This window comes from Shewanella sp. 433 (assembly GCF_059338565.1).
This window is the reverse complement of sequence record NZ_CM181703.1, coordinates 1,313,881-1,332,980: the sequence shown is the minus strand read 5'-3', so window position 1 is coordinate 1,332,980 and position 19,100 is coordinate 1,313,881. Positions and strand designations below refer to the sequence as shown.

The window sequence follows — 19,100 nt, the reverse complement described above, 5'->3', positions numbered from 1 at the left end:
GCTTAGAACGAGGTGCGCTTATAACGACGGTAATCGGCCGTCCAAAAGTTATCCTCAATCGCTTGTAACAACAACTCATCGCTGCAAGGCAGTGCATGGCCTTGCTCAACAGCAACCTTAGCCACCGCAAACGCAATATGCTTACTCACTTGGTGAATATTCTCCAATTTAGGCAGCAGTGAACCGTGTCCCTGTATCGCCAATGGTGAACATTCGGCTAACGCACGGCTCGAGGCCATCAACATTTCATTGCTGACGCGTTTAGCACCAGAAGCCAACACCCCAAGGCCAATACCAGGGAAGATATAACTGTTGTTGCACTGGGCAATTTCAAAGGTTTGTTCGTCAATGACCACAGGTTCAAATGGACTGCCTGTGGCAACCAATGCTTCCCCTTTGGTCCAATGCAAAATGTCTTTTGGCGTTGCCTCAACACGGCTGGTTGGATTTGACAACGGGAAAATGATAGGGCGCGCGCAATGACTGTGCATCGCTTTGATGATCTCTTCACTAAATAATCCCGGCGCCCCTGACACACCAATCAATACAGTCGGCTTGCCATTGTGCATCACGTCCAACAATGAAATGTTTTCACTCTCGGTCGTCCAGCTATCTACCAGCGCAGACTTCTGTGCCAAGGTTTGCTGGAACGGCAATAAGTTAGGCATGTTGTCTTGCAGCAAGCCCCAACGGTCAACCATAAACACCTGCTGACGAGCCAGCTCATCAGAAATACCTTCAGAGACCATTTGCGCCACAATCGCCTCGGCGATACCGCAGCCGGCGCTGCCAGCACCTAGAAACGCAATTCGCTGCTGGCTCAATTGGGTATTAGCAGCCTTACACGCAGCCAGTAATGAACCAACTGTTACTGCGGCTGTGCCTTGAATATCGTCATTAAAACAGCAGTATTGGTCTTTATAACGCTCAAGTAATGGCATGGCATTCTTTTGCGCAAAATCTTCAAACTGGATCAATGCATCTGGCCAGCGACGATGTACGGCTTGCATAAAGGCTTCAACAAATTCGGCATATTCTTCGCCACCAATACGCTGATTACGCCAGCCCATATACATAGGGTCTTCAAGCAAGTGCGGATTATCCGTGCCCACATCCAACGTAATAGGCAAGGTATATGCAGGGCTGATCCCGCCACAACTGGTATACAGAGAGAGTTTGCCGATAGGGATCCCCATACCACCAATGCCTTGGTCACCAAGGCCTAAGATACGCTCGCCATCGGTGACCACTATGATCTTCACTTTTTGGCGAGTCGAGTTATTCAAAATATCATCGATACGGTCTTTATGAGGATAAGAGACAAACAGACCCCGGTTACGACGATAGTTTTTTGAAAAACGCTCACACGCCATCCCCACCGTAGGGGTGTAGATGATAGGCATCATCTCGGTAATGTGGTTTTGCACTAAACGATAAAATAGGGTTTCGTTGGTGTCTTGAATGTTTCTCAAATAGATATGTCTATCGAGATCATTGCTGAAGTTTTTATATTGGTCGTAGGCACGCGACGCTTGTTCTTCAATTGTTTCGATAACATGAGGCAGGAGGCCCTCAAGGTTAAAGAAAATACGCTCTTCTTCGGTAAACGCACTGCCTTTATTAATAAGAGGCGCCTCCAAAATGGCTGGGCCGGCAAAAGGAAGATATAGCGGGCGTTTATTATCGTCCATTGGTAACCTTTATTGTATGTGAAATAGTGGATTGACTGTCGTTCGAATGCGGCAAGATTACCACAAAGTGTGATCTTTGTTGTCTTTTTAGCGGTGGATTTTTGATTATTTTATCCTTGCCTTTGTTTTAAACATCCTACTTTGGCACACAAAAAAGCACAGCCTAGGCTGTGCTTTTGATATGACTTATTGAAGATCACTTACCACGATATTTAATCGATAACCCAGTAAGGAAGTTACGCAACACCTGATCGCCACACTCTTTAAAGTGCTTATGACCCGGCTTTCTAAACAAAGCACCTAACTCTGACTTGCTCATGCTGAAGTCTGCCAAGGCAAGCGTGTTGATGATATCTTCTTCACGCATCTCAAGTGCGACTCGAAGCTTCTTGAATATCAGGTTATTGTTTAACTGCGACACGGGCTCAGGGATCTCAGCGCCCTCTTTTAAACCGCGCTTCTCGATGATCAAGCCATCAAGGAACAGACAAAGGGTCTTATCGTTACACGGTTTATAGCCCTCTTCTGACTCTTTCTTAAGCATGTCGAGCAGTTCTTCTTGGGTTATCTCATGTTTTACCTTGGCAAAAATCTTAATCATTTTTGCATTTTGGTAGTCAAACACAAAACGTAAACGGCGTAATATATCGTTGTTAATCATAATCGAATGTCTTTACCTTTTGGATAGCGCGGCTGCGCGATCATCTTAGAGGCGTATTATAACTGAGTTTTACCGTTAACTAAGCGATTTTTTCACCATTTTTGGCTCATCACGCCGCCGATATTTCACCTGCGTATATACATTGGAGTCAAGCCCACAAGACAAACGATTACCCTAGCGTTTTCCAATAGATAAATAGGCCTGCAAAGCCCAGCAAATACCCCATGCCCAACCAAGATAGTAAGCGCATTTTAGTACCATAACGATCCGCCACGGCCAAGCGTTCACTGGTCATTAATCGGTAATTGAGCCACGCAAAAATAATGGTCGTCATAAACGCTAGCGTCATAACAAACTGTAATAATGGCAACAAGGCACCTTTGAAAAATAAGATGATCCCCAGCCCCAATAGACTCACCCCCACCATGATGGCCGTTAGCCAAGCACTACTTTTGTCGCTTGGCTGCTGCATCAATAATTGCCAACCTAACGCTAAGGTTCGGCTGTAACCATCAATCACAGTGACAGTGGTACTGAAAATACACAGCAGGGCCACAATGGCGATTAAATAACGACTTTCGCTGCCAAGTACTTGGCTATAAAGGGTAATGAGCTGGTCAGCAAATTGGGCTCCAGAGGCCGAGAAATGCTCACCGCTGCCATGCATCACCAAGGTTCCTAAGGATAAAAATACCACCGCCAATACCGCTGTAGTGGCATAACCTAAATTAAAATCGAACAAGGCTTGCGCTTGAGTCACTCTTTGCTGCTTTTGCTTTTCTAATAGCCATAATGAGTTCCAACAACTGACTTCAATAGGCGCGGGCATCCAGCCCATCATCGCCACCAAAAAGCCCACATGGGCCCAATCCCATGGCGAAGGTGACACAAATCCGTCAACTATAATGGGCTCGGCGTTAAACGCTAATGCTGCAGCCGTTAAGGTGGTAATGGTTAACACCAACATGACCACCTTAGTCACCTTATCAAGCAGTTGATAATGCCCCAGTATCAACATGAGTAAGCTCGACGCTAAGACGATGAACGCCAAGATATCGATAGACAAGGGAATAAACAAAGTGAGCATCGCCGCGGTTAACATCGCCACCCCCGCGGTGCTAGCGATGGCCGCAATGGTATTGAGCACGGTAAACAACAATAGGTAGCGCCTGCCCTGCTGCAAGTAACCGTGCAGCAAACTCTCGCCAGTGGCGGCGGTATAACGCGCTCCTGCCGCAAAAAACGGATACTTAAGTAAATTAACCGCCACGATCACCCAAGCGAGCTGCCAACCAAATTCGGCGCCAGCGCGGGTTGAAGCGACCAAATGCGATGCTCCAATGGCCGCTGCCGCCATTAACAACCCAGGCCCCGTGGCTTTGAGTACGCGATTGATTCGTTCAAGTGGGCCAATGGCCACCGTGGCATGCGTGCTATTCATAGTATATTTATCCGTTTATTCATATTTGGTAGGTTGCTGCCTGCAATATTGTATTAATCCCACATAATGGCACGCTAGGCTCGGGCTCTCCTCATGGAAGTTGTTAAACAACTTAATTAGAGAAAACATAGATAAAACAAATTCTATATGAAACTGTCTTTAAAATAGAGTCAATAGACATTCATTCAATGAATCACCAGATTAATGTCAGCCATTACAACACCCACTAAAAATAAAGAGTAAAAAGCAGCCATAAGGCTCATGCTCACCGGCTTCCCATCATTACCATTAACTGACCTAAGACGTTTCCAGAAAACGATGAAACCTTAATACTTAATAGAAGCACATTGCGACTTTGACGCTCAAGCATGCTGAAAATAGGCCGTCCCAAAGAGCGATGCGATCGACCTAGAGCAAGCCCGAGCAAAAACAAAAAATGCCAGTCAGCTTAACTGACTGGCATTAGTCTTCTGGCTACCTTTACGGTATTTGAGCGATCACTTAAAGCTGGGTGGCCGCCCACTTAGCACGGCTTTCACGGCTTTCTTTAAGCCCCTCTTTTTCGCGATAAGCTTTATAGGCTTCGACGTCCAGAGCGATTAGGGTCACATCGACCTCTAGCACTAACTTGCACTCTTTTTTGATACGCCATGCCGCGGTGTTGTACAGCTCAGTTAACGGCAATGCACTCAAAAACTCAGGGTTGTATTGGGTATAAATTACCTGCGTTGGGTACACCACAAAGCTTAAACGGCGCTTGGGTTCTTTTTTAAATAACTCTTCAATACCATCACAGGTATTAAGCACTTGCATCTCGATGGTTTCATCAAGCTCAAGTAATTTTTTTGCTGCAAGTCCTGATACGTCAGCCTCGCCCGCTTCCCAAGCCAGCACTTGCGCTTCGGTCGACTTTGATAGTTCAGCAACTTGCGCCGCACTTAAACCTAAAGAGTGGCGCAGGTAGGTAATTTCAATCGCATTTAACTCTGCATTTTTCGACATATTGATTTCCAAATTGAGTACGTAAACATCTATCGTTTTGCTAGGATAAATATCAGCTAAGGTAAAAAAAGCGCTGACAAGGTTAAGCGGCTAAGCTTGGATCCACACATCTTCGGCCCACTGCCAAAACGACTCCCAACCATCCTCATCGAGCTCACCATCACGCCACAACATCACCTGACCTTCTTGGTCGATACAGTAAAAGTCATCGCCCATCTGACAGATAGCGATGTACTCTCGAGGCAGGCCAATGGACCATGCATATGAGGTCACTTCGGGCAAATAGGTATGCGCATAAGGATCGCTGGCGGTCACGGGTTCTAGCGTACCGTGGATCACATCACTGGCATACAAGAGGTACTCTTTTAACTCTGCAGGCAGTGGGATCAAAATTTGCTCTTCCACCTCCACCAGCTGTTCAAAGGTGGGTAACTCTAACGGAACCGGTACGGTTTCACTTAATTCCTGTAGCTGTTCGATCAGATCATGCATGCTTTATTCGCTAGTTATGGGGCTAATGGCGGCAAGTATAATCGCTTTGGCGAGGATTTGTTAAGCCAATTTCAGTCGAAGGCTGATGGGTAAACGCAGCTCAATGGCGTAGCGGTGGATTATCTGTCGCCGCTACGCCATCGGCTGAGGACAATATGCCATTGCCACCTACGCAGCTTGGGCAATAAGGTTAGCACTGTCGATACGTTTATAGTGCAGCCATGCCTTGTGATAGCACTTATGAGACTGCTGACGTAACTGAGTGATTTTAGCCAGTTCCAATTGACTCAGTGCACGTTGCTGCTGTTTGGCGTTAGCTTCAATAGTTTGCACTGTTTGATAAATCTGATGCTCCTCACCACTTTTAATCTCAGCAATGGCTTTAAGGTGTAACTGAACCTCGGCAATCATGCCGCTTTGTGGCAGCTTGACTAACAGATTAAGATCGCGATAACCCGATGCTTTAGGCATGGCAAAGCGGTTTTTAACCTGCACAATCGTCGCCTTGTGTTGCAACGCTTCGAACGCATGCATCAGGCGATGAATATCGCTGGCAACAATACTGGCACGGGCTAAATCGGTAATTTGACTGGCATCACCATTAAACTTAACGGCGACCTTCTGCGCCGCGCGCTGATAACTTTTAATCGCCGGTACAATCAACTCGTAGTGCTCAGCCCCATCAATACTCTTGAGTATGTCTTGCAACTCTTGCTGAGCGCCATCGGCTTTGGCGTAAAGTTGCTCTAGATTACTGCTGGTTTGTCGAATGGGTTGTGACGACGTGGTGGGGATGGCGATAAGGCCAGCGAGGTTAGGATTAAATGATTGGCGGGAGATGAAGTTGCTGCGTGGGTCTTTTAGATTAACTTGGGGCTCATAACTGGCGGCTAAACCGCTACGGGTCGACAGCAATAACAGGAAAATAATAAAGGTGCGAAATAATCTATTCATAACCATCCTCGGTAACAATCCTAACCTCGAGCCTCTAATCTATCCTCCAATGGCTTAACCCTTGCTGAATGCAAAGTGAATATTGATTCATCTTAACGCACGATAAAAAACCAACAAAAAAGAGCGCGTAATGCGCTCTTTTTATTAACTAAAGTTAAATTTTAAAGCGTGAAATCTATCTGCATAGCAGCAGATAGCATAGCGCTTAATCTTGCCTTACAGACTTACCAAATTTTCACCTGCTTTTCAGGCGCAATATACATAGCGTCGCCCTCTTTAACGTTAAAGGTGGTGTAAAACTCGGGCATGTTTGACAGTGCTCCTATCGCACGGAATTTAGCGGGTGAATGAGGATCGGTAGCCACTCGATTACGCATCGCTTCCTCTTTCATCTTAGCGCGCCAAATTTGGCTAAAGCCGATAAAGAAGCGCTCATCACCACTCAAGCCGTCAATAACCGGCGCTTCTTTGCCATCGAGTGACATCTTGTAAGCCTTGTAGGCGATGGTCACTCCCGACAGATCGCCAATGTTCTCACCCAGCGTCAACTCACCGTTGACTTTAAGGTCGTCGAACACCGCATAGTTATTGTACTGTTCGACTAAGGCTTTACCGCGCGCGGCAAACTCTTTTAAGTCTTGCTCTGTCCACCAATCACGCATGTTGCCTTCACCATCAAACTTAGCACCTTGGTCATCGAAACCATGGCCCATTTCATGGCCAATTACAGCGCCAATGCCACCATAGTTAACCGCATCATCGGCCGCCATGTTAAAAAATGGCGGTTGTAAGATAGCCGCAGGGAAGACAATTTCATTCATCGTTGGATTGTAGTAAGCGTTAACGGTTTGCGGCGTCATGTGCCACTCCCACTTCCGAATCGCTGAGCCGAGTTTTTCTAGCTCTTTATCATGGCTTAAGGTACTGGCGCGCATGGCGTTACCCACTAAGTCATCACTTTTAATGGTCAGCTTAGTGTAATCTTCCCAGCGATCGGGATAGCCGATTTTAGGGTCAAATTTAGCCAACTTATCTTTAGCCGCCACTTTGGTGTCTGGACTCATCCAGCTTAAGTTTTCGATACTTTCGCCGTAGGCGCCGCGTAAGTTTTCAACCAAACCTTGCATGCGCTCTTTAGCTTCAGGAGTAAAGTGACGCTTAACGTACACCTTGCCGACAACTTCACCTAAGACTGAATTCACCGCGCCCACGCCGCGCTTCCAACGAGGCTCTTGTTCGGCTTGGCCATTAAGGGTCTTCGCGAAAAACTCAAAATTCTCTTTGTCGAGATCTAAGCTTAAATTACCGGCAAAATGGGTGAGGGTTTGCCAAGTCATATAGGTCTGCCATGTGGCTAAATCATTAGCCTTAAGCACCTCATTGAAACCTTCAATAAAGCTAGGTTGGTTAATGATAATGTCTGCTTGCTGGTCGGCACCTAAGGTTTTGAGGTAACCGTCCCAGTTGATGTCTGGTGCTAAGCTAGAGAGCTCAGCCACTTGATACAGGTTATAGGTCTTAGTGCTATCACGCGTTTCGACCACATCCCAATGACGGCTAGCGATTGCGGTTTCTAGGGCTAACACCTGTTCAGCGCTAGCTTTAGGATTAGGTAAGCCTGCCAACGTGAACATTTTTTCAATGTGTTCGACAAACGCCTGACGGATCTTAACGAAGCGCTCTGCCTCGTTAAAATAGTAATCTTTTTCTGGCAAGCTTAAGCCATACTGCCAAATATGGGTGGCATAACGGCTAGAATCTTTGGCGTCGATGTTGATGTAAAATGCTAGGGGTGTGCCCCCGCCAATCACTTGGCTATGGGCAAAATACTCGACTAATTCATTTTTATTTTGCAGTGCGGCAATCTTATCTAGTTCAGCCTGAATAGGCTTTATCCCTAATGCGTTTAAGGTGTCTGTGTCCATAAATGAGCGATACAGATCGGCCACTTTTTGCTCGTCACTGCCCGCGGTAAGATTAGCCGTTGCAGCCACTTCTTCAATAATGGCTTTAACGTCATCACGAGACTTTTCACGTAAATCATAGAAAGCGCCCGTGCTAGTACGGTCGCTTGGGATCTCGGTGTTATTGATCCAGGTGCCATTCACATATGAATAAAAGTCGTCTTGCGGACGAACCGATTTATCAAAGTTGACAAAGTCGATACCCGACGTCAGCGCCTGCTCAACGGCAACCGCGGCTTCTGTTTTGGCCATCTCTGGCGCACTAACTTCGACGTTATTGTTATTACAGGCGCTAAGGCCCACGATTAATGAGGCGCAAAGTCCGCCTACGAGCACTTTCTTCATCTGAATTCCTTGGTATTTGCTGATTGAATTATTGTTTTGTTGCTATTTATTGTTCTGTCGCCATGTTGAACAGTACTTAGGTGACTATCACACTAGAACCCTGTGGCGCTTATCATCGAGTTCAAATGGGTTACTTGCTGCAAACCATACATGTTAAATTGTTTGGGCCAATGTAAACAAGTTAATCTCCCATTCTACTGACGTCATTGCACCACAGATATGTAACTAAAGGTTTCGTATCACAGGTGCCATATAACCCATAACCCTGCCGTTAAAGCTGTTTAATCTCTCTCGCTGGATTGCCGCCGACAAGGGTTTTAGCCGCCACATCTTTACTCACCACAGCCCCCGCGGCAATCACCGCCTCATTACCAATCGTCACCCCAGGGAGAATAATCGCCCCACCACCAATCCACACTCGCTCACCAATATCAATCGCCTTAGCGGTTTCCCATCCCTGTAGGCGGCGCTCGGCCTCTAGTGGGTGGCTGGCGGTGTAACACTGCACATTGGGCCCTAGCATAGTATTACGACCAATATAGATGGGGGCATTGTCTTGCAAGGTGACATTGGCATTAATAAACACCTCGTCGCTTAGGTGCACATTGATCCCGTAGCTGATAAAGAATGGAGATTGAATATGGGCGCTGGGGACAATATTGGGCAGCAGTTGCCTGTCGAGTTGGCCTGTGCGATTAGCCACCTGATTAAGTTGTTGCTGCTGTTGCCAAAACGCTTGTAATTGCGGTTCTAAGCAATAATACTCCTCGCCATTAATCATCTGAGTAAATGGACTATCAGCCAAGTCTGTAAGTGTTATTGTCATGGGTTATCCTTGCAAGCGTTAAATCTCGACATCATCGTAATGGTGGCTAGTGACGTCGAGCGAATTACTACGCTACCCCTTTCCCTTTGCCGGCGCTAGCCTCATAATGTCTGCCATTATGATTTTATTGCCGAGTAACCTGTGCGTTTAGACAAATTTATCTGCGAGTCCACCTCTTTAACCCGCTCACTGGCCAAAAAAGCCCTGCATCGAGGCGATGTGACCTGCGATGGCACCATAGTCAAAGACTCCGGCTTTAAAGTGACTCCACACCATCAAATTTGCCTTAATGGTGAAGTCATCTCAGTGATTGGTCCTCGCTTTATCATGCTCAACAAGCCAGTCAATACCATCTGCTCTACCATAGATGAAGAGTACCCGTCGGTGCTGAGCCTTATCGATGTCGCCAAACCAGAAGAGCTGCACATTGCTGGTCGCTTAGATGTCGATACCACTGGGCTGGTACTGATCACCAGCGATGGCCAATGGTCACATAAAATCACCTCACCGAAAAAAGAGTGCGGTAAGCGCTATCTGGTTCAGCTGGCCGATCCAATTGGTGAAGCGCTCATTGCCGAGTTTGCCCAAGGCATAGCACTGAAAAATGAAGATGGCCTCACTAAACCTGCCACCTTAGAGATTATTGACCCGCAACAGGTGCGACTAACAATCACCGAAGGTAAGTACCATCAAGTCAAACGCATGTTTGCCGCTGTGGGTAATAAAGTTGTTGGCTTACACCGCGAATGTGTCGGCCATATCGAACTGGACGAGGCGCTCGCACCTGGCGAGTGGCGCTACTTAACCGCCGCCGAAATAGCCTCGGTTTAACCGCTTATACCCCCTAAAAAAACGCCCATCATTAACCGCGTTAATGATGGGCGTTCATTATGTCTTAGTGGCACTCACATGTCGCATCGTCATGGCGAGCGATACCTTATCACTCGCCGCCAATCACACTCTTGATGCTGTTGAGTAAGGCTCTGTCGGTACGCGCTTTTTTAAGCTTTTTAGCACTTTCTTTTAATGACGCATCCGATAAACGCGTAAAAATATTGTTGTACTCTTTTTCATCAATCGCTTCATCACTGTCGGCCAGCTCGGCAATATCTTGCGCCACACGACTCAGTTGCAACCAAGCGTTAGCGATATAAAAACCATGAAAATCGGCTTGCGGCAATAATGCACTGGCACTGGCTGGTAGGCCATCCCACACGGCTGCAAATTTTTGGTCTTTATCTTCAATCAATTCCTGACAAAGATTGGCATAAGCTTCCATCAAATTAGCCGGCACCTTATCCATAGGGATAACGCTATTGCAGACGTTTAACGCCACCTGTTGTGCCCGCTGTTGATAGGCTTGACTCTGATAATTCATATGTTTGTAAACCCTTTAATTAAAATGTCCCGCTGATATAAATACCATAGTTATCTTTACCGGCAATCGGGCTGATAGTGATGCCTTTATAGGGATCGGTAAAATAGAGTCCCGACACTATGCCAATCGCTGCGCCCGCTAACACATCTTCCAGATAGTGTTTATCACTCGCCACCCGGGTATAACCCACATAACCGGCAGCCACATAAGCCGGAATCGCCCACTGCCAACCATAGCGTTGCTGCACAAAAGTAGCCGCGGCAAAGGTATCGGCGGTGTGTCCTGAGGGAAAAGAATCATCGCCCGATCCATCTGGACGCTGTTTATCGATGGCATATTTTAAGCCTTCGACCGCCACACGCGAGACCACGCCGCTTTTGATCAGCTGCCAACTGCCCTGATAATCATCTTCAACGGCAATAGAGGCGCCTAAAGTGACCGCAGGTAACAGCAGATGCAATACATCCCCCGACTGTTCAAGGCTAGATGCGCTGCAGTAAGATGAACTTAGCAGCATGACAATACTTGCGCATAATCGTTTCACTATAACTCGCTTAAAATAGATATCGGGAAAAGGCTGACTTTATACCTGTCGCGCAGACGAAAAGCAAAACTGAGTGCCATAAACCCCATATGAGTTGCCTGCCACGCTTCATCGACGCCCCCAATCGGTCCCCCCACTAAGCTGCACTCAGTCATTTGCGCCCAGTGCTACGCTACGACCTCACGCTACTGCTGATACTAATTCTGATGCTGGCACTAATTGCTGATTAAGCTTGTGAGCCACTCAAGGTGTTGCCACTGCGGCTTAACTGGTATTATGTGGCAGTTAGCCATCATCACTATGTCGATACCATTACCATGCAAACACAGCCAACAGCGCTATCTCAACTCAATAGCAGCCAACTGCAACAACTTGCCATCAAGATAAAGCAGTGGGGCAAAGCGCTCGGATTTGCACAAATAGGCATTACCGATACCGACTTAACCCAAGAAGAGCCCAAGCTACAAGCATGGCTCGACAAGGGGTATCACGCACAGATGCACTACATGCAGGCCCACGGGATGATGCGAGCCCGCCCGCAAGAACTCCACCCCGGTACCTTAAGAGTGATCTCGGCGAGAATGGATTATCTGCCACCCGAGGCTGGCTTTGCCACCCATTTACGCGACCCGAATATGGCCTATATTTCTCGTTATGCCGGAGGCCGTGATTACCATAAGATGATCCGTAATCGGCTCAAAAAATTGGGGCAACAGATTGAGGCAGAATTAACCAGTTTAGGCATGGAAAAACCCAACTTTCGTCCTTTTGTCGATTCAGCCCCTATTCTTGAGCGACCATTAGCCGAGAAGGCGGGCATTGGTTGGACGGGAAAACACAGCTTATTGCTCAATCATCAGGCCGGCAGCTGGTTCTTCTTAGGCGAACTGCTTATTGATCTGCCGCTGCCGATAGATGTGCCCATTCAGGCCGATTGCCAAACCTGCGTCGCCTGTATCAAATCGTGCCCCACCAACGCCATAGTTGAACCCTATGTTGTCGATGGCGGGCGCTGTATCTCTTACCTGACCATCGAACTGCAGGGCGCGATCCCAATCGAATTTCGGCCGCTGATCGGCAACCGTATCTACGGCTGTGACGACTGCCAACTGGTGTGCCCCGTCAATGCGCAGGCACCATTGACCCAAGAGAGTGACTTTCACACTCGCGACCCACTTAAACACCCGCAATTGCTCGCACTGTTTGCTTGGAGTGAAGCCGAGTTTTTACGTTACACCGAAGGCAGTGCCATTCGCCGTATTGGCCATAAGCGCTGGCTTCGTAACATTGCCGTGGCGCTGGGCAATGCACCGCACTCGGATGCCATTATGGCCGCGCTGCAGCACAGACGTATAAGCGATGAGGTCGATGAGATGGTAATAGAACATATTGACTGGGCGTTAATGCAGCAGCAAACAAAAGCCAACCCACCCGCCGATGAGACCAGTACATTAGCGGTACAAATTGTCGCCGCGCAGCACCCTAACCGCAAGACCCAGCGCGTAGTCCGCACCATTGAAAAAGGCTTACCAAGAGATGCGTAAGCCTTAATAGCAGGCGTAGCGCAAACCACGCTATACGCCTGCTTCCTTCATCTGTCAGTATCTAAGGTAAAACCCACCTTAACCGTGACTTGCCAGTGGGCAATGAGCCCCTCCTCTAAATGGCCGCGGGTCTCAACCACCTCAAACCAGCGTAAATGATGTAACGACTGACTCGCTTCGGCGATGGCATTCTTTATCGCTTCATCGGAGCTGATGGGTGAAGATCCGACAAGCTCGATGATCTTATAGGTGTGACTCATAATGATTCTCCCAAGTTAGTTGGTCGTCTACTTTGAGTATAGAAAGCTTTTTTACCTCTGCGCGTAAAAAGCCCACTATCGGCATTAATGGCAAAAATCTCCTAGACTGAAGGCAATCAAATCGCCGTAGTTCATCTGCATAGGAGCTCGAATGGACAAGCCAATTATTGCTGACAACAAACCCAAGAAGGTCGAATTAACCCAAGGTAAGGAATACTTTTTTTGTGTCTGTGGCCGCTCTAGCAACCAGCCATTTTGCGATGGTTCCCACCAAGGCAGCGGCTTTGAGCCAAAAGCATTTACCGCCAAAAAAGATGGCGACGCCTACCTTTGCGCCTGCAAGCACACAGGTAATGCCCCTTTTTGCGACGGCAGTCATAAACAATTTACCCAAGAGCAAGTCGGCACAGAAGGCCCGGGCATAGCTGCGACCTCCAGCGATGATGAGATGCCAAGCGCCATCGCCACAGCAGAAGAGCCCAGTGTTGCCCTCATCCACCAGCTAGCCAGAGAGGGGCTAAGCACTCTGGGGCATCATGGCCCGGTGGTCGCCATGGGCGTGCCGCGCCAACAGTTGCCCCATTGGGACGATATCCAAATAATGACCGCGCAGATGGCAACAAAACCGCTATTTGAAGATGAGGAGGTGCGCACCGAGCTTATCATCGGGCCCGAGGCGCGTAAGCCGCTACAACTTAGCATCCCCTTATTGGTCTCTGATATGAGCTTTGGTGCCCTGTCTGAAGAGGCGAAAATCGCCTTAGCCAAAGGAGCAGAACTGGCAGGAACAGGCATCTGCTCTGGTGAAGGGGGCATGTTACCCGCCGAGCAAGCGGCCAACTCACGTTATTTTTATGAGCTGGCTAGCGCCAAATTTGGTTATAAAGAGGCGCTATTACACTCGATTCAGGCATTTCATTTTAAAGGCGGCCAAGGCGCCAAAACCGGTACTGGCGGCCACCTACCTGGCATCAAAAATCAGGGAAAAATAGCCGAAGTACGGGGAATACCAGCAGGTGAAGATGCCATCTCACCACCGACTTTTCATGATCTGCGCTCGGTCAGCGACTTCAAACGTTTTGCCGATCGCGTACGTGAGCTCAGTGGCGGCGTGCCTATCGGCTTTAAACTGAGCGCCAACCATATTGAGCAAGATATTCAGTTTGCCCTCGATGCCAGCGCCGACTACATCATCTTAGATGGTCGTGGTGGTGGCACAGGCGCCGCGCCACAAATATTTCGCGACCATATCAGCGTCCCAACCATTGCCGCTCTAGCGCGGGCGCGGCGCTATTTAGACAGCCAAGGCGCTAGCGGACGCGTCACCTTGATTATCACTGGCGGCCTTCGATTACCGATGGACTTTGTTAAAGCCATGGCCTTGGGCGCCGACGGCGTCGCCATCGCAAACAGTGCGATGCAATCCATTGGCTGCGTAGCCGCGCGAATTTGTCATACCAATAACTGCCCAGCAGGTATCGCCACCCAAAATGCTGACCTGCGCCAACGGCTGCATATCGACACCTCGGCGCAGCAACTGGCCAACTTTCTTGCCGCCTCAACTGAGCTGATGCAGGTGATGGCGCGCGCCTGTGGTCATCATCACCTCAGTGATTTTAACCCTAATGACTTAGCCACATGGCATAGAGAGATGGCGCAGCTATCGGGTATCAACTACGCCGGTATCATGCCGATTAATGACAACTGATCGCTAGGTTGAGTGATGAAAAAAAGAGATGAGCCGCTTAGCGACTCATCTCTATGTAGCCTATTGCACTATACGCATTGAATGGAAAACTCATTCCAAACAATTAAGCCAAAAACAACAGAGCTCGAAAATTCAACCGACGACCTAGTTAACTGCCGCCAGCGCTTTTAAGCCCGCCTCAGCAATGCGCACATCTTCACTGCCGTGGGCACCGCCCACGCCAATGCCGCCAACAACCACATCATTAATATAGATGGGAATGCCGCCGTCCATGGCTAAAATATTTTCATCCAAGTACCTGATATCTTCAGGAATGGTGCCCTCTTTAATCCCTTTGGCAATCACAGCAGTCGGTCTTTTTTGCGAGTTAGCCGTGTAAGCCTTTTTATAACTGGCACGAATGGTGTGCACCCCAGCTTGATGATCCCTAAGCACGGCTAAGGTTTGTCCTGATCTATCGACCACAGTGATAGACACCGCCAATTGATCTTGTTGAGCTTGTAAAAATGCAAAATTAACTATCTTTTGCGCCATTTGCCCAGTCAGGACAGGCAGCATGGTGACCTGTTCGGGCTTATTTGCAGCACGTTCATCTTGGTGGGCTTGCGCCGAGTCAGCTTGTCCAGCAAAGGAGACGGTTGAAGCGGCAAACGCAGCCGACACTAATAATTTGTTCATGTTTAACCCTACATTTGAGTTGACGAATAACGATAGGTATTTGGACGAAAGCCAAGTAATTAAGTGAAGTCTAACGCAATGCGATTTGATTTAAAAATTTGATATGCTTTGATTTACTTAAGTATTAAAAAACAGCTGGCCCATTTAAAGCCAACTGCTTGCATGCCCCGTCAGCCAAGAAAAATAAAACTCATTAACTCATCAAGCTAACCCAGTCGGCGTCTTAGCTGCTGCGTGGCCGTCACCATATGTTGCAATGCCGGCTCAACTTCATCCCAAGTGCGCGTCTTGAGCCCACAATCTGGATTAACCCACAATTGGCGAACAGGAATTTTAGTCGCCGCCTTGTCGATAAGCGCAACCATCTGCTCGACACTGGGGATATTCGGGCTATGGATATCATACACGCCAGGGCCTATCTCGTTGGGATAGTCGAAATCTTCGAAGGCATTGAGCAACTCCATATGTGAGCGCGAAGTTTCAATGGTGATCACATCGGCGTCCATGGCGGCAATCGATGCGATGGTAGCATTAAACTCGCTGTAACACATATGGGTGTGGATCTGGGTGTCATCCTTAACGCCGGCGGCGCTGAGTTTAAAGGCGTTTACAGCCCAATCTAAGTAGGTTTGCCACTGTGATTGTTTCAGCGGCAACCCTTCACGAAATGCCGGCTCATCGATCTGGATAATCTTAATCCCCGCGTTTTGCAGATCAACCACTTCATCACGGATGGCCAAGGCCAATTGGTTCGCGATCACCTCGCGGCTAATATCTTCGCGGGCAAATGACCAATGCAAGATGGTAACCGGGCCAGTCAGCATCCCTTTTACGGGTTTGTCAGTCAACGATTGGGCGTAGGTGGCCCAATCTAATGTCATCGGCTTAGGCCGTGAGACATCACCATAAATCAAGGGCGGTTTAACACAACGAGAGCCGTAACTTTGCACCCAACCAAATTGGGTAAAACCGACGCCATCTAACTGTTCACCAAAGTATTCCACCATGTCGTTACGTTCAGCTTCACCATGGACCAACACATCGATCCCCAGTTTCAACTGCCTTTGTATGGTGTCGCGAGTAACACCTTGCAACTGGGCAATATACGCCGCTTCGGTCAACTCACCTTTACGCCAACGACTGCGCAGTCCTCGTATGGCTGGGGTTTGTGGAAACGAGCCTATGGTCGTGGTCGGCAGCAAAGGCAAGCGCAGACACTGTTGCTGTAATACTTGCCGCTGGGCAAAACGGCTTTGGCGCTCAAAATCGCCAGTGGTTAAGGCAGCGACGCGCTCATTCACTTGCGAATTAGCCGCCTGCTGTCTGGCCTCGCGGCGCGCGCGGCAACGCTGGGCTGTGGCCAGAGCAGCCTCTGAGGCTGGCTCGATTAATAGAGTACGCAACTGGCTAAGCTCATTGAGTTTTTGTTTGGCAAAACTGAGCTGCTGACGCAGCGCTGTATCAAGCTCGGTTTCCACATCAAGATCCACCGGGCTATGCAGTAACGAGCAAGACGGCGCTAACCAGATCTGCTTGCCTAAATCGGCCACCACAGGGGCAATATCTGCGGCAATCTTATCTAACTCGGCCGCCCAGACATTACGACCGTTAATCACCCCTAGGCTCAATATTTGCTCGGGCTGTAAACTGCCCGCAAACAACGACAACTGCTCTGGCGCACTGACTAAATCCAGATGAATCCCCGCCACAGCTAAATTCGCAATGAGCCCATGGTGATGTGCCACCGAGCCATAATAGCTGGCCAGAAACAGCTTAACCTGCACCTGGCTCAATGAGGCATAGGTTGCGGTGAAGGGCGCTTGCCACTCAGGCGTTAACTCCAATGCTAAGATGGGTTCATCAAGCTGTACCCATGTCACCCCTTGGGCTTTAAAGCGAGCAAGGATCGCCTGATAAACCTCAATCAATTGGGGTAACAAACTCAACTTATCAAATGCTTGCCCCTCGCATTTTGCCAAGTAGAGGTAAGACAGTGGCCCAAGCAACACAGGTTTCACCTGATGACCCAAGGCTTTGGCCAGCTCCACCTCATCAAATAACTGTTCATAGGCAATACTGAACGTTTGATTTTGACTCAGCTCGGGCACGATATAGTGATAATTACTATTAAAATACTTTTTCATTTGCGAGGCGCTGCTGGCCGCACCTGTTGGGGCGCGCCCTCGTGCCATTCTAAATAGGGTATCTAAATCCACCTTGTCGCCATCACGATGGCGAGCTGGAATGGCATTAATGGTGGCGCTTAAGGTAAGCACCTGATCGTAGTAGGCAAAGTCACCAACTGGCAGCAAACTCACTCCCGCATCGGCCTGCCACTGCCAATGAGTTTGCCGTAAAGTGTTGGCCACCTCATGCAGCGCCGCTGGCGTGATCTCTTGGCGCCAATATTGCTCTAACGCAAATTTAAGTTCACGCTGACGCCCAATTCGAGGAAAACCTAATGACGCGATCTTGATAGTTTGCATACTGATACCCTTCTAAATGAGATAAGCCAACGTGTGATGCCCCTGCTCCGACATCACAACTCAAGCTTGATTAACCATAAATACGCCACAAGCAAAACAGGCGTCTGGACGTCTAGAAGTTTATTGTGTTAATCTGTTGGTTCGCAATGGAATTGATTTCAACCCCAACATGAGCAAGATTCATCTGAGGTAAAAATGATAGAGCTTAGGCATTTACGCACATTAGTTGCACTCAAGGAAAGTGGCAGTCTTGCTGGGGCTGCTGAGAAACGCTTTGTCACCCAATCGGCTTTATCCCATCAAATCAAAGAGCTGGAAACTCGAATTAACTCAGCCATCTTTATCCGTAAGAGCAAACCGCTGTCGTTTACTCAGGAGGGAGCACGACTACTGCATCTGGCCGAAGAGATATTACCTAAGGTGACAGAGACCGAACTTGAGCTTAAAAATGGTCTCAATAGTGACAATACCGATCTGTTTGTGGGGATTGAATGCCACAGCTGTTTTCGCTGGCTAATGCCGGTGATCTCTGAGTTTAATGCCAGTTTTCCCCACAGTAATTTAGAGCTATCGAGCCGGCACCTATTTGATTCGCTAACGGCACTCAAGCAGGGGCAATTGGATGTGGTACTGACGTCAGATCCTATTCCAGATCATGATATTACCTACCAACACTTATTTGATTTTGAAGTAAAACTTATCTGCGCCGCCGATCATCCCCTAGCAACGCAGCCCTTTGTCAGCCCAGCTCATTTAGCTCAGCATACCTTGCTCACCTACCCTGTGCCGCCCGAACGTTTAGACATTTATCGCCATTTTATGGAGCCTGCGGGCGTGCCTATCGCTAAACAAATCCGATGCGATCTCACCTCCATGCTACTGCAACGCATCGCCTGTAAAGATGGCGTCTCCGCCCTCCCCACATGGTCGATTAACCAAGCCCACGGCTTGTCACTTAGCGCGCTACCATTAGGCCGCGACGGCTTAAAGCGCCCGCTATTTGGGGCCTATCGCCGCAGCAGTAGCAAAACTAGAGTGGCGCAACACTGGTTGCAGTTAGTGGCTAACGAAGGGATGGTAAAACAAGAAGATGCAATAATGGCTTAGCTGATATGACGATGCCCAT

The 19,100-nt window shown here is 48.4% G+C and carries 17 protein-coding genes; 4 read left to right on the top strand and 13 right to left on the bottom strand.

What is annotated here, in order from left to right:
- Positions 1 to 2: 2 nt before the first annotated feature.
- The 8 genes from AC5YB1_RS05975 to AC5YB1_RS05940 form a co-directional block, all read right to left on the bottom strand.
- Positions 3 to 1,691 (bottom strand): NAD-dependent malic enzyme, encoded by a 1,689-nt coding sequence (locus AC5YB1_RS05975; protein WP_494521114.1) that lies wholly within the window; start codon positions 1,689 to 1,691, stop codon positions 3 to 5.
- 196 nt (positions 1,692 to 1,887) lie between these two features.
- Positions 1,888 to 2,352, bottom strand: a complete 465-nt coding sequence (locus AC5YB1_RS05970) for a YehS family protein (RefSeq protein WP_110457489.1) — start codon at positions 2,350 to 2,352, stop codon at positions 1,888 to 1,890.
- Between the two features lie 169 nt (positions 2,353 to 2,521).
- Complete coding sequence (locus AC5YB1_RS05965; RefSeq protein WP_494521113.1) at positions 2,522 to 3,793, bottom strand: Nramp family divalent metal transporter; 1,272 nt, start codon at positions 3,791 to 3,793, stop codon at positions 2,522 to 2,524.
- Between the two features lie 501 nt (positions 3,794 to 4,294).
- On the bottom strand, positions 4,295 to 4,795 hold the full coding sequence (locus AC5YB1_RS05960) for a DUF4447 family protein (protein ID WP_494521112.1): 501 nt from the start codon (positions 4,793 to 4,795) through the stop codon (positions 4,295 to 4,297).
- 90 nt (positions 4,796 to 4,885) lie between these two features.
- Positions 4,886 to 5,287, bottom strand: a complete 402-nt coding sequence (locus AC5YB1_RS05955; protein WP_494521111.1) for an SMI1/KNR4 family protein — start codon at positions 5,285 to 5,287, stop codon at positions 4,886 to 4,888.
- A 168-nt stretch (positions 5,288 to 5,455) separates the two neighbouring features.
- Positions 5,456 to 6,241 (bottom strand): RelA/SpoT domain-containing protein, encoded by a 786-nt coding sequence (locus AC5YB1_RS05950; protein ID WP_494521110.1) that lies wholly within the window; start codon positions 6,239 to 6,241, stop codon positions 5,456 to 5,458.
- A gap of 224 nt (positions 6,242 to 6,465) precedes the next feature.
- The gene (locus AC5YB1_RS05945) at positions 6,466 to 8,550 is read right to left on the bottom strand and encodes a M13 family metallopeptidase (RefSeq protein WP_494521109.1); all 2,085 of its coding nucleotides are present in this window, start codon (positions 8,548 to 8,550) and stop codon (positions 6,466 to 6,468) included.
- A gap of 271 nt (positions 8,551 to 8,821) precedes the next feature.
- On the bottom strand, positions 8,822 to 9,376 hold the full coding sequence (locus tag AC5YB1_RS05940) for a sugar O-acetyltransferase (RefSeq protein WP_494521108.1): 555 nt from the start codon (positions 9,374 to 9,376) through the stop codon (positions 8,822 to 8,824).
- A 141-nt stretch (positions 9,377 to 9,517) separates the two neighbouring features.
- Here AC5YB1_RS05940 and rsuA point away from each other — a divergent pair, with 141 nt between their 5' ends.
- The gene (gene rsuA, locus AC5YB1_RS05935; protein ID WP_494521107.1) at positions 9,518 to 10,207 is read left to right on the top strand and encodes a 16S rRNA pseudouridine(516) synthase RsuA; all 690 of its coding nucleotides are present in this window, start codon (positions 9,518 to 9,520) and stop codon (positions 10,205 to 10,207) included.
- Positions 10,208 to 10,316: 109 nt separating this feature from the next.
- Here rsuA and AC5YB1_RS05930 read toward each other — a convergent pair whose 3' ends face one another.
- Positions 10,317 to 10,754 carry a DUF3069 domain-containing protein gene (locus tag AC5YB1_RS05930; protein ID WP_110457482.1) on the bottom strand — a complete coding sequence of 146 codons (438 nt, stop codon included), beginning with the start codon at positions 10,752 to 10,754 and terminating at the stop codon, positions 10,317 to 10,319.
- Positions 10,755 to 10,773: 19 nt separating this feature from the next.
- A complete protein-coding gene (locus tag AC5YB1_RS05925) occupies positions 10,774 to 11,271 on the bottom strand; it encodes a phosphatase PAP2 family protein (RefSeq protein ID WP_475517033.1) in 498 nt (165 codons plus the stop codon).
- A 344-nt stretch (positions 11,272 to 11,615) separates the two neighbouring features.
- On the opposite strand from AC5YB1_RS05925, the gene queG reads away from it, so the two are divergent.
- Positions 11,616 to 12,842 (top strand): tRNA epoxyqueuosine(34) reductase QueG, encoded by a 1,227-nt coding sequence (queG, locus tag AC5YB1_RS05920; RefSeq protein ID WP_494521592.1) that lies wholly within the window; start codon positions 11,616 to 11,618, stop codon positions 12,840 to 12,842.
- Between the two features lie 47 nt (positions 12,843 to 12,889).
- Here the strand turns inward: queG and AC5YB1_RS05915 are convergent, their stop codons facing one another.
- A complete protein-coding gene (locus AC5YB1_RS05915) occupies positions 12,890 to 13,102 on the bottom strand; it encodes a dodecin (RefSeq protein ID WP_110457480.1) in 213 nt (70 codons plus the stop codon).
- Positions 13,103 to 13,253: 151 nt separating this feature from the next.
- Here AC5YB1_RS05915 and AC5YB1_RS05910 point away from each other — a divergent pair, with 151 nt between their 5' ends.
- Positions 13,254 to 14,810, top strand: coding sequence for a glutamate synthase-related protein (locus AC5YB1_RS05910; protein ID WP_494521106.1), 1,557 nt, complete (start codon positions 13,254 to 13,256; stop codon positions 14,808 to 14,810).
- Positions 14,811 to 14,954: 144 nt separating this feature from the next.
- On the opposite strand, the gene AC5YB1_RS05905 is transcribed toward AC5YB1_RS05910, so the two are convergent.
- Together AC5YB1_RS05905 and metE are read right to left on the bottom strand one after the other, a co-directional pair.
- Positions 14,955 to 15,488, bottom strand: a complete 534-nt coding sequence (locus AC5YB1_RS05905) for a GlcG/HbpS family heme-binding protein (RefSeq protein ID WP_494521105.1) — start codon at positions 15,486 to 15,488, stop codon at positions 14,955 to 14,957.
- Between the two features lie 206 nt (positions 15,489 to 15,694).
- Positions 15,695 to 17,965: a 5-methyltetrahydropteroyltriglutamate--homocysteine S-methyltransferase gene (metE, locus tag AC5YB1_RS05900; protein WP_494521591.1), complete on the bottom strand. Its 2,271-nt coding sequence runs from the start codon at positions 17,963 to 17,965 to the stop codon at positions 15,695 to 15,697.
- Positions 17,966 to 18,169: 204 nt separating this feature from the next.
- On the opposite strand from metE, the gene AC5YB1_RS05895 reads away from it, so the two are divergent.
- Positions 18,170 to 19,081 carry a LysR substrate-binding domain-containing protein gene (locus AC5YB1_RS05895; protein ID WP_494521104.1) on the top strand — a complete coding sequence of 304 codons (912 nt, stop codon included), beginning with the start codon at positions 18,170 to 18,172 and terminating at the stop codon, positions 19,079 to 19,081.
- The last annotated feature ends 19 nt before the right edge of the window (positions 19,082 to 19,100 follow it).

Excerpts from the sequence above, each read along its gene's own strand:
- AC5YB1_RS05905 (WP_494521105.1), bottom strand. The coding sequence starts at position 15,488 with ATGAACAAATTATTAGTGTCGGCTGCGTTTGCCGCTTCAACCGTCTCC.
- AC5YB1_RS05915 (WP_110457480.1), bottom strand. The coding sequence starts at position 13,102 with ATGAGTCACACCTATAAGATCATCGAGCTTGTCGGATCTTCACCCATC.
- AC5YB1_RS05950 (WP_494521110.1), bottom strand. The coding sequence starts at position 6,241 with ATGAATAGATTATTTCGCACCTTTATTATTTTCCTGTTATTGCTGTCG.
- AC5YB1_RS05940 (WP_494521108.1), bottom strand. The coding sequence starts at position 9,376 with ATGACAATAACACTTACAGACTTGGCTGATAGTCCATTTACTCAGATG.
- AC5YB1_RS05930 (WP_110457482.1), bottom strand. The coding sequence starts at position 10,754 with ATGAATTATCAGAGTCAAGCCTATCAACAGCGGGCACAACAGGTGGCG.
- AC5YB1_RS05970 (WP_110457489.1), bottom strand. The coding sequence starts at position 2,352 with ATGATTAACAACGATATATTACGCCGTTTACGTTTTGTGTTTGACTAC.
- AC5YB1_RS05960 (WP_494521112.1), bottom strand. The coding sequence starts at position 4,795 with ATGTCGAAAAATGCAGAGTTAAATGCGATTGAAATTACCTACCTGCGC.
- queG (WP_494521592.1), top strand. The coding sequence starts at position 11,616 with ATGCAAACACAGCCAACAGCGCTATCTCAACTCAATAGCAGCCAACTG.
- AC5YB1_RS05910 (WP_494521106.1), top strand. The coding sequence starts at position 13,254 with ATGGACAAGCCAATTATTGCTGACAACAAACCCAAGAAGGTCGAATTA.
- AC5YB1_RS05975 (WP_494521114.1), bottom strand. The coding sequence starts at position 1,691 with ATGGACGATAATAAACGCCCGCTATATCTTCCTTTTGCCGGCCCAGCC.
- AC5YB1_RS05925 (WP_475517033.1), bottom strand. The coding sequence starts at position 11,271 with ATGCTGCTAAGTTCATCTTACTGCAGCGCATCTAGCCTTGAACAGTCG.
- AC5YB1_RS05965 (WP_494521113.1), bottom strand. The coding sequence starts at position 3,793 with ATGAATAGCACGCATGCCACGGTGGCCATTGGCCCACTTGAACGAATC.
- AC5YB1_RS05895 (WP_494521104.1), top strand. The coding sequence starts at position 18,170 with ATGATAGAGCTTAGGCATTTACGCACATTAGTTGCACTCAAGGAAAGT.
- AC5YB1_RS05955 (WP_494521111.1), bottom strand. The coding sequence starts at position 5,287 with ATGCATGATCTGATCGAACAGCTACAGGAATTAAGTGAAACCGTACCG.
- AC5YB1_RS05945 (WP_494521109.1), bottom strand. The coding sequence starts at position 8,550 with ATGAAGAAAGTGCTCGTAGGCGGACTTTGCGCCTCATTAATCGTGGGC.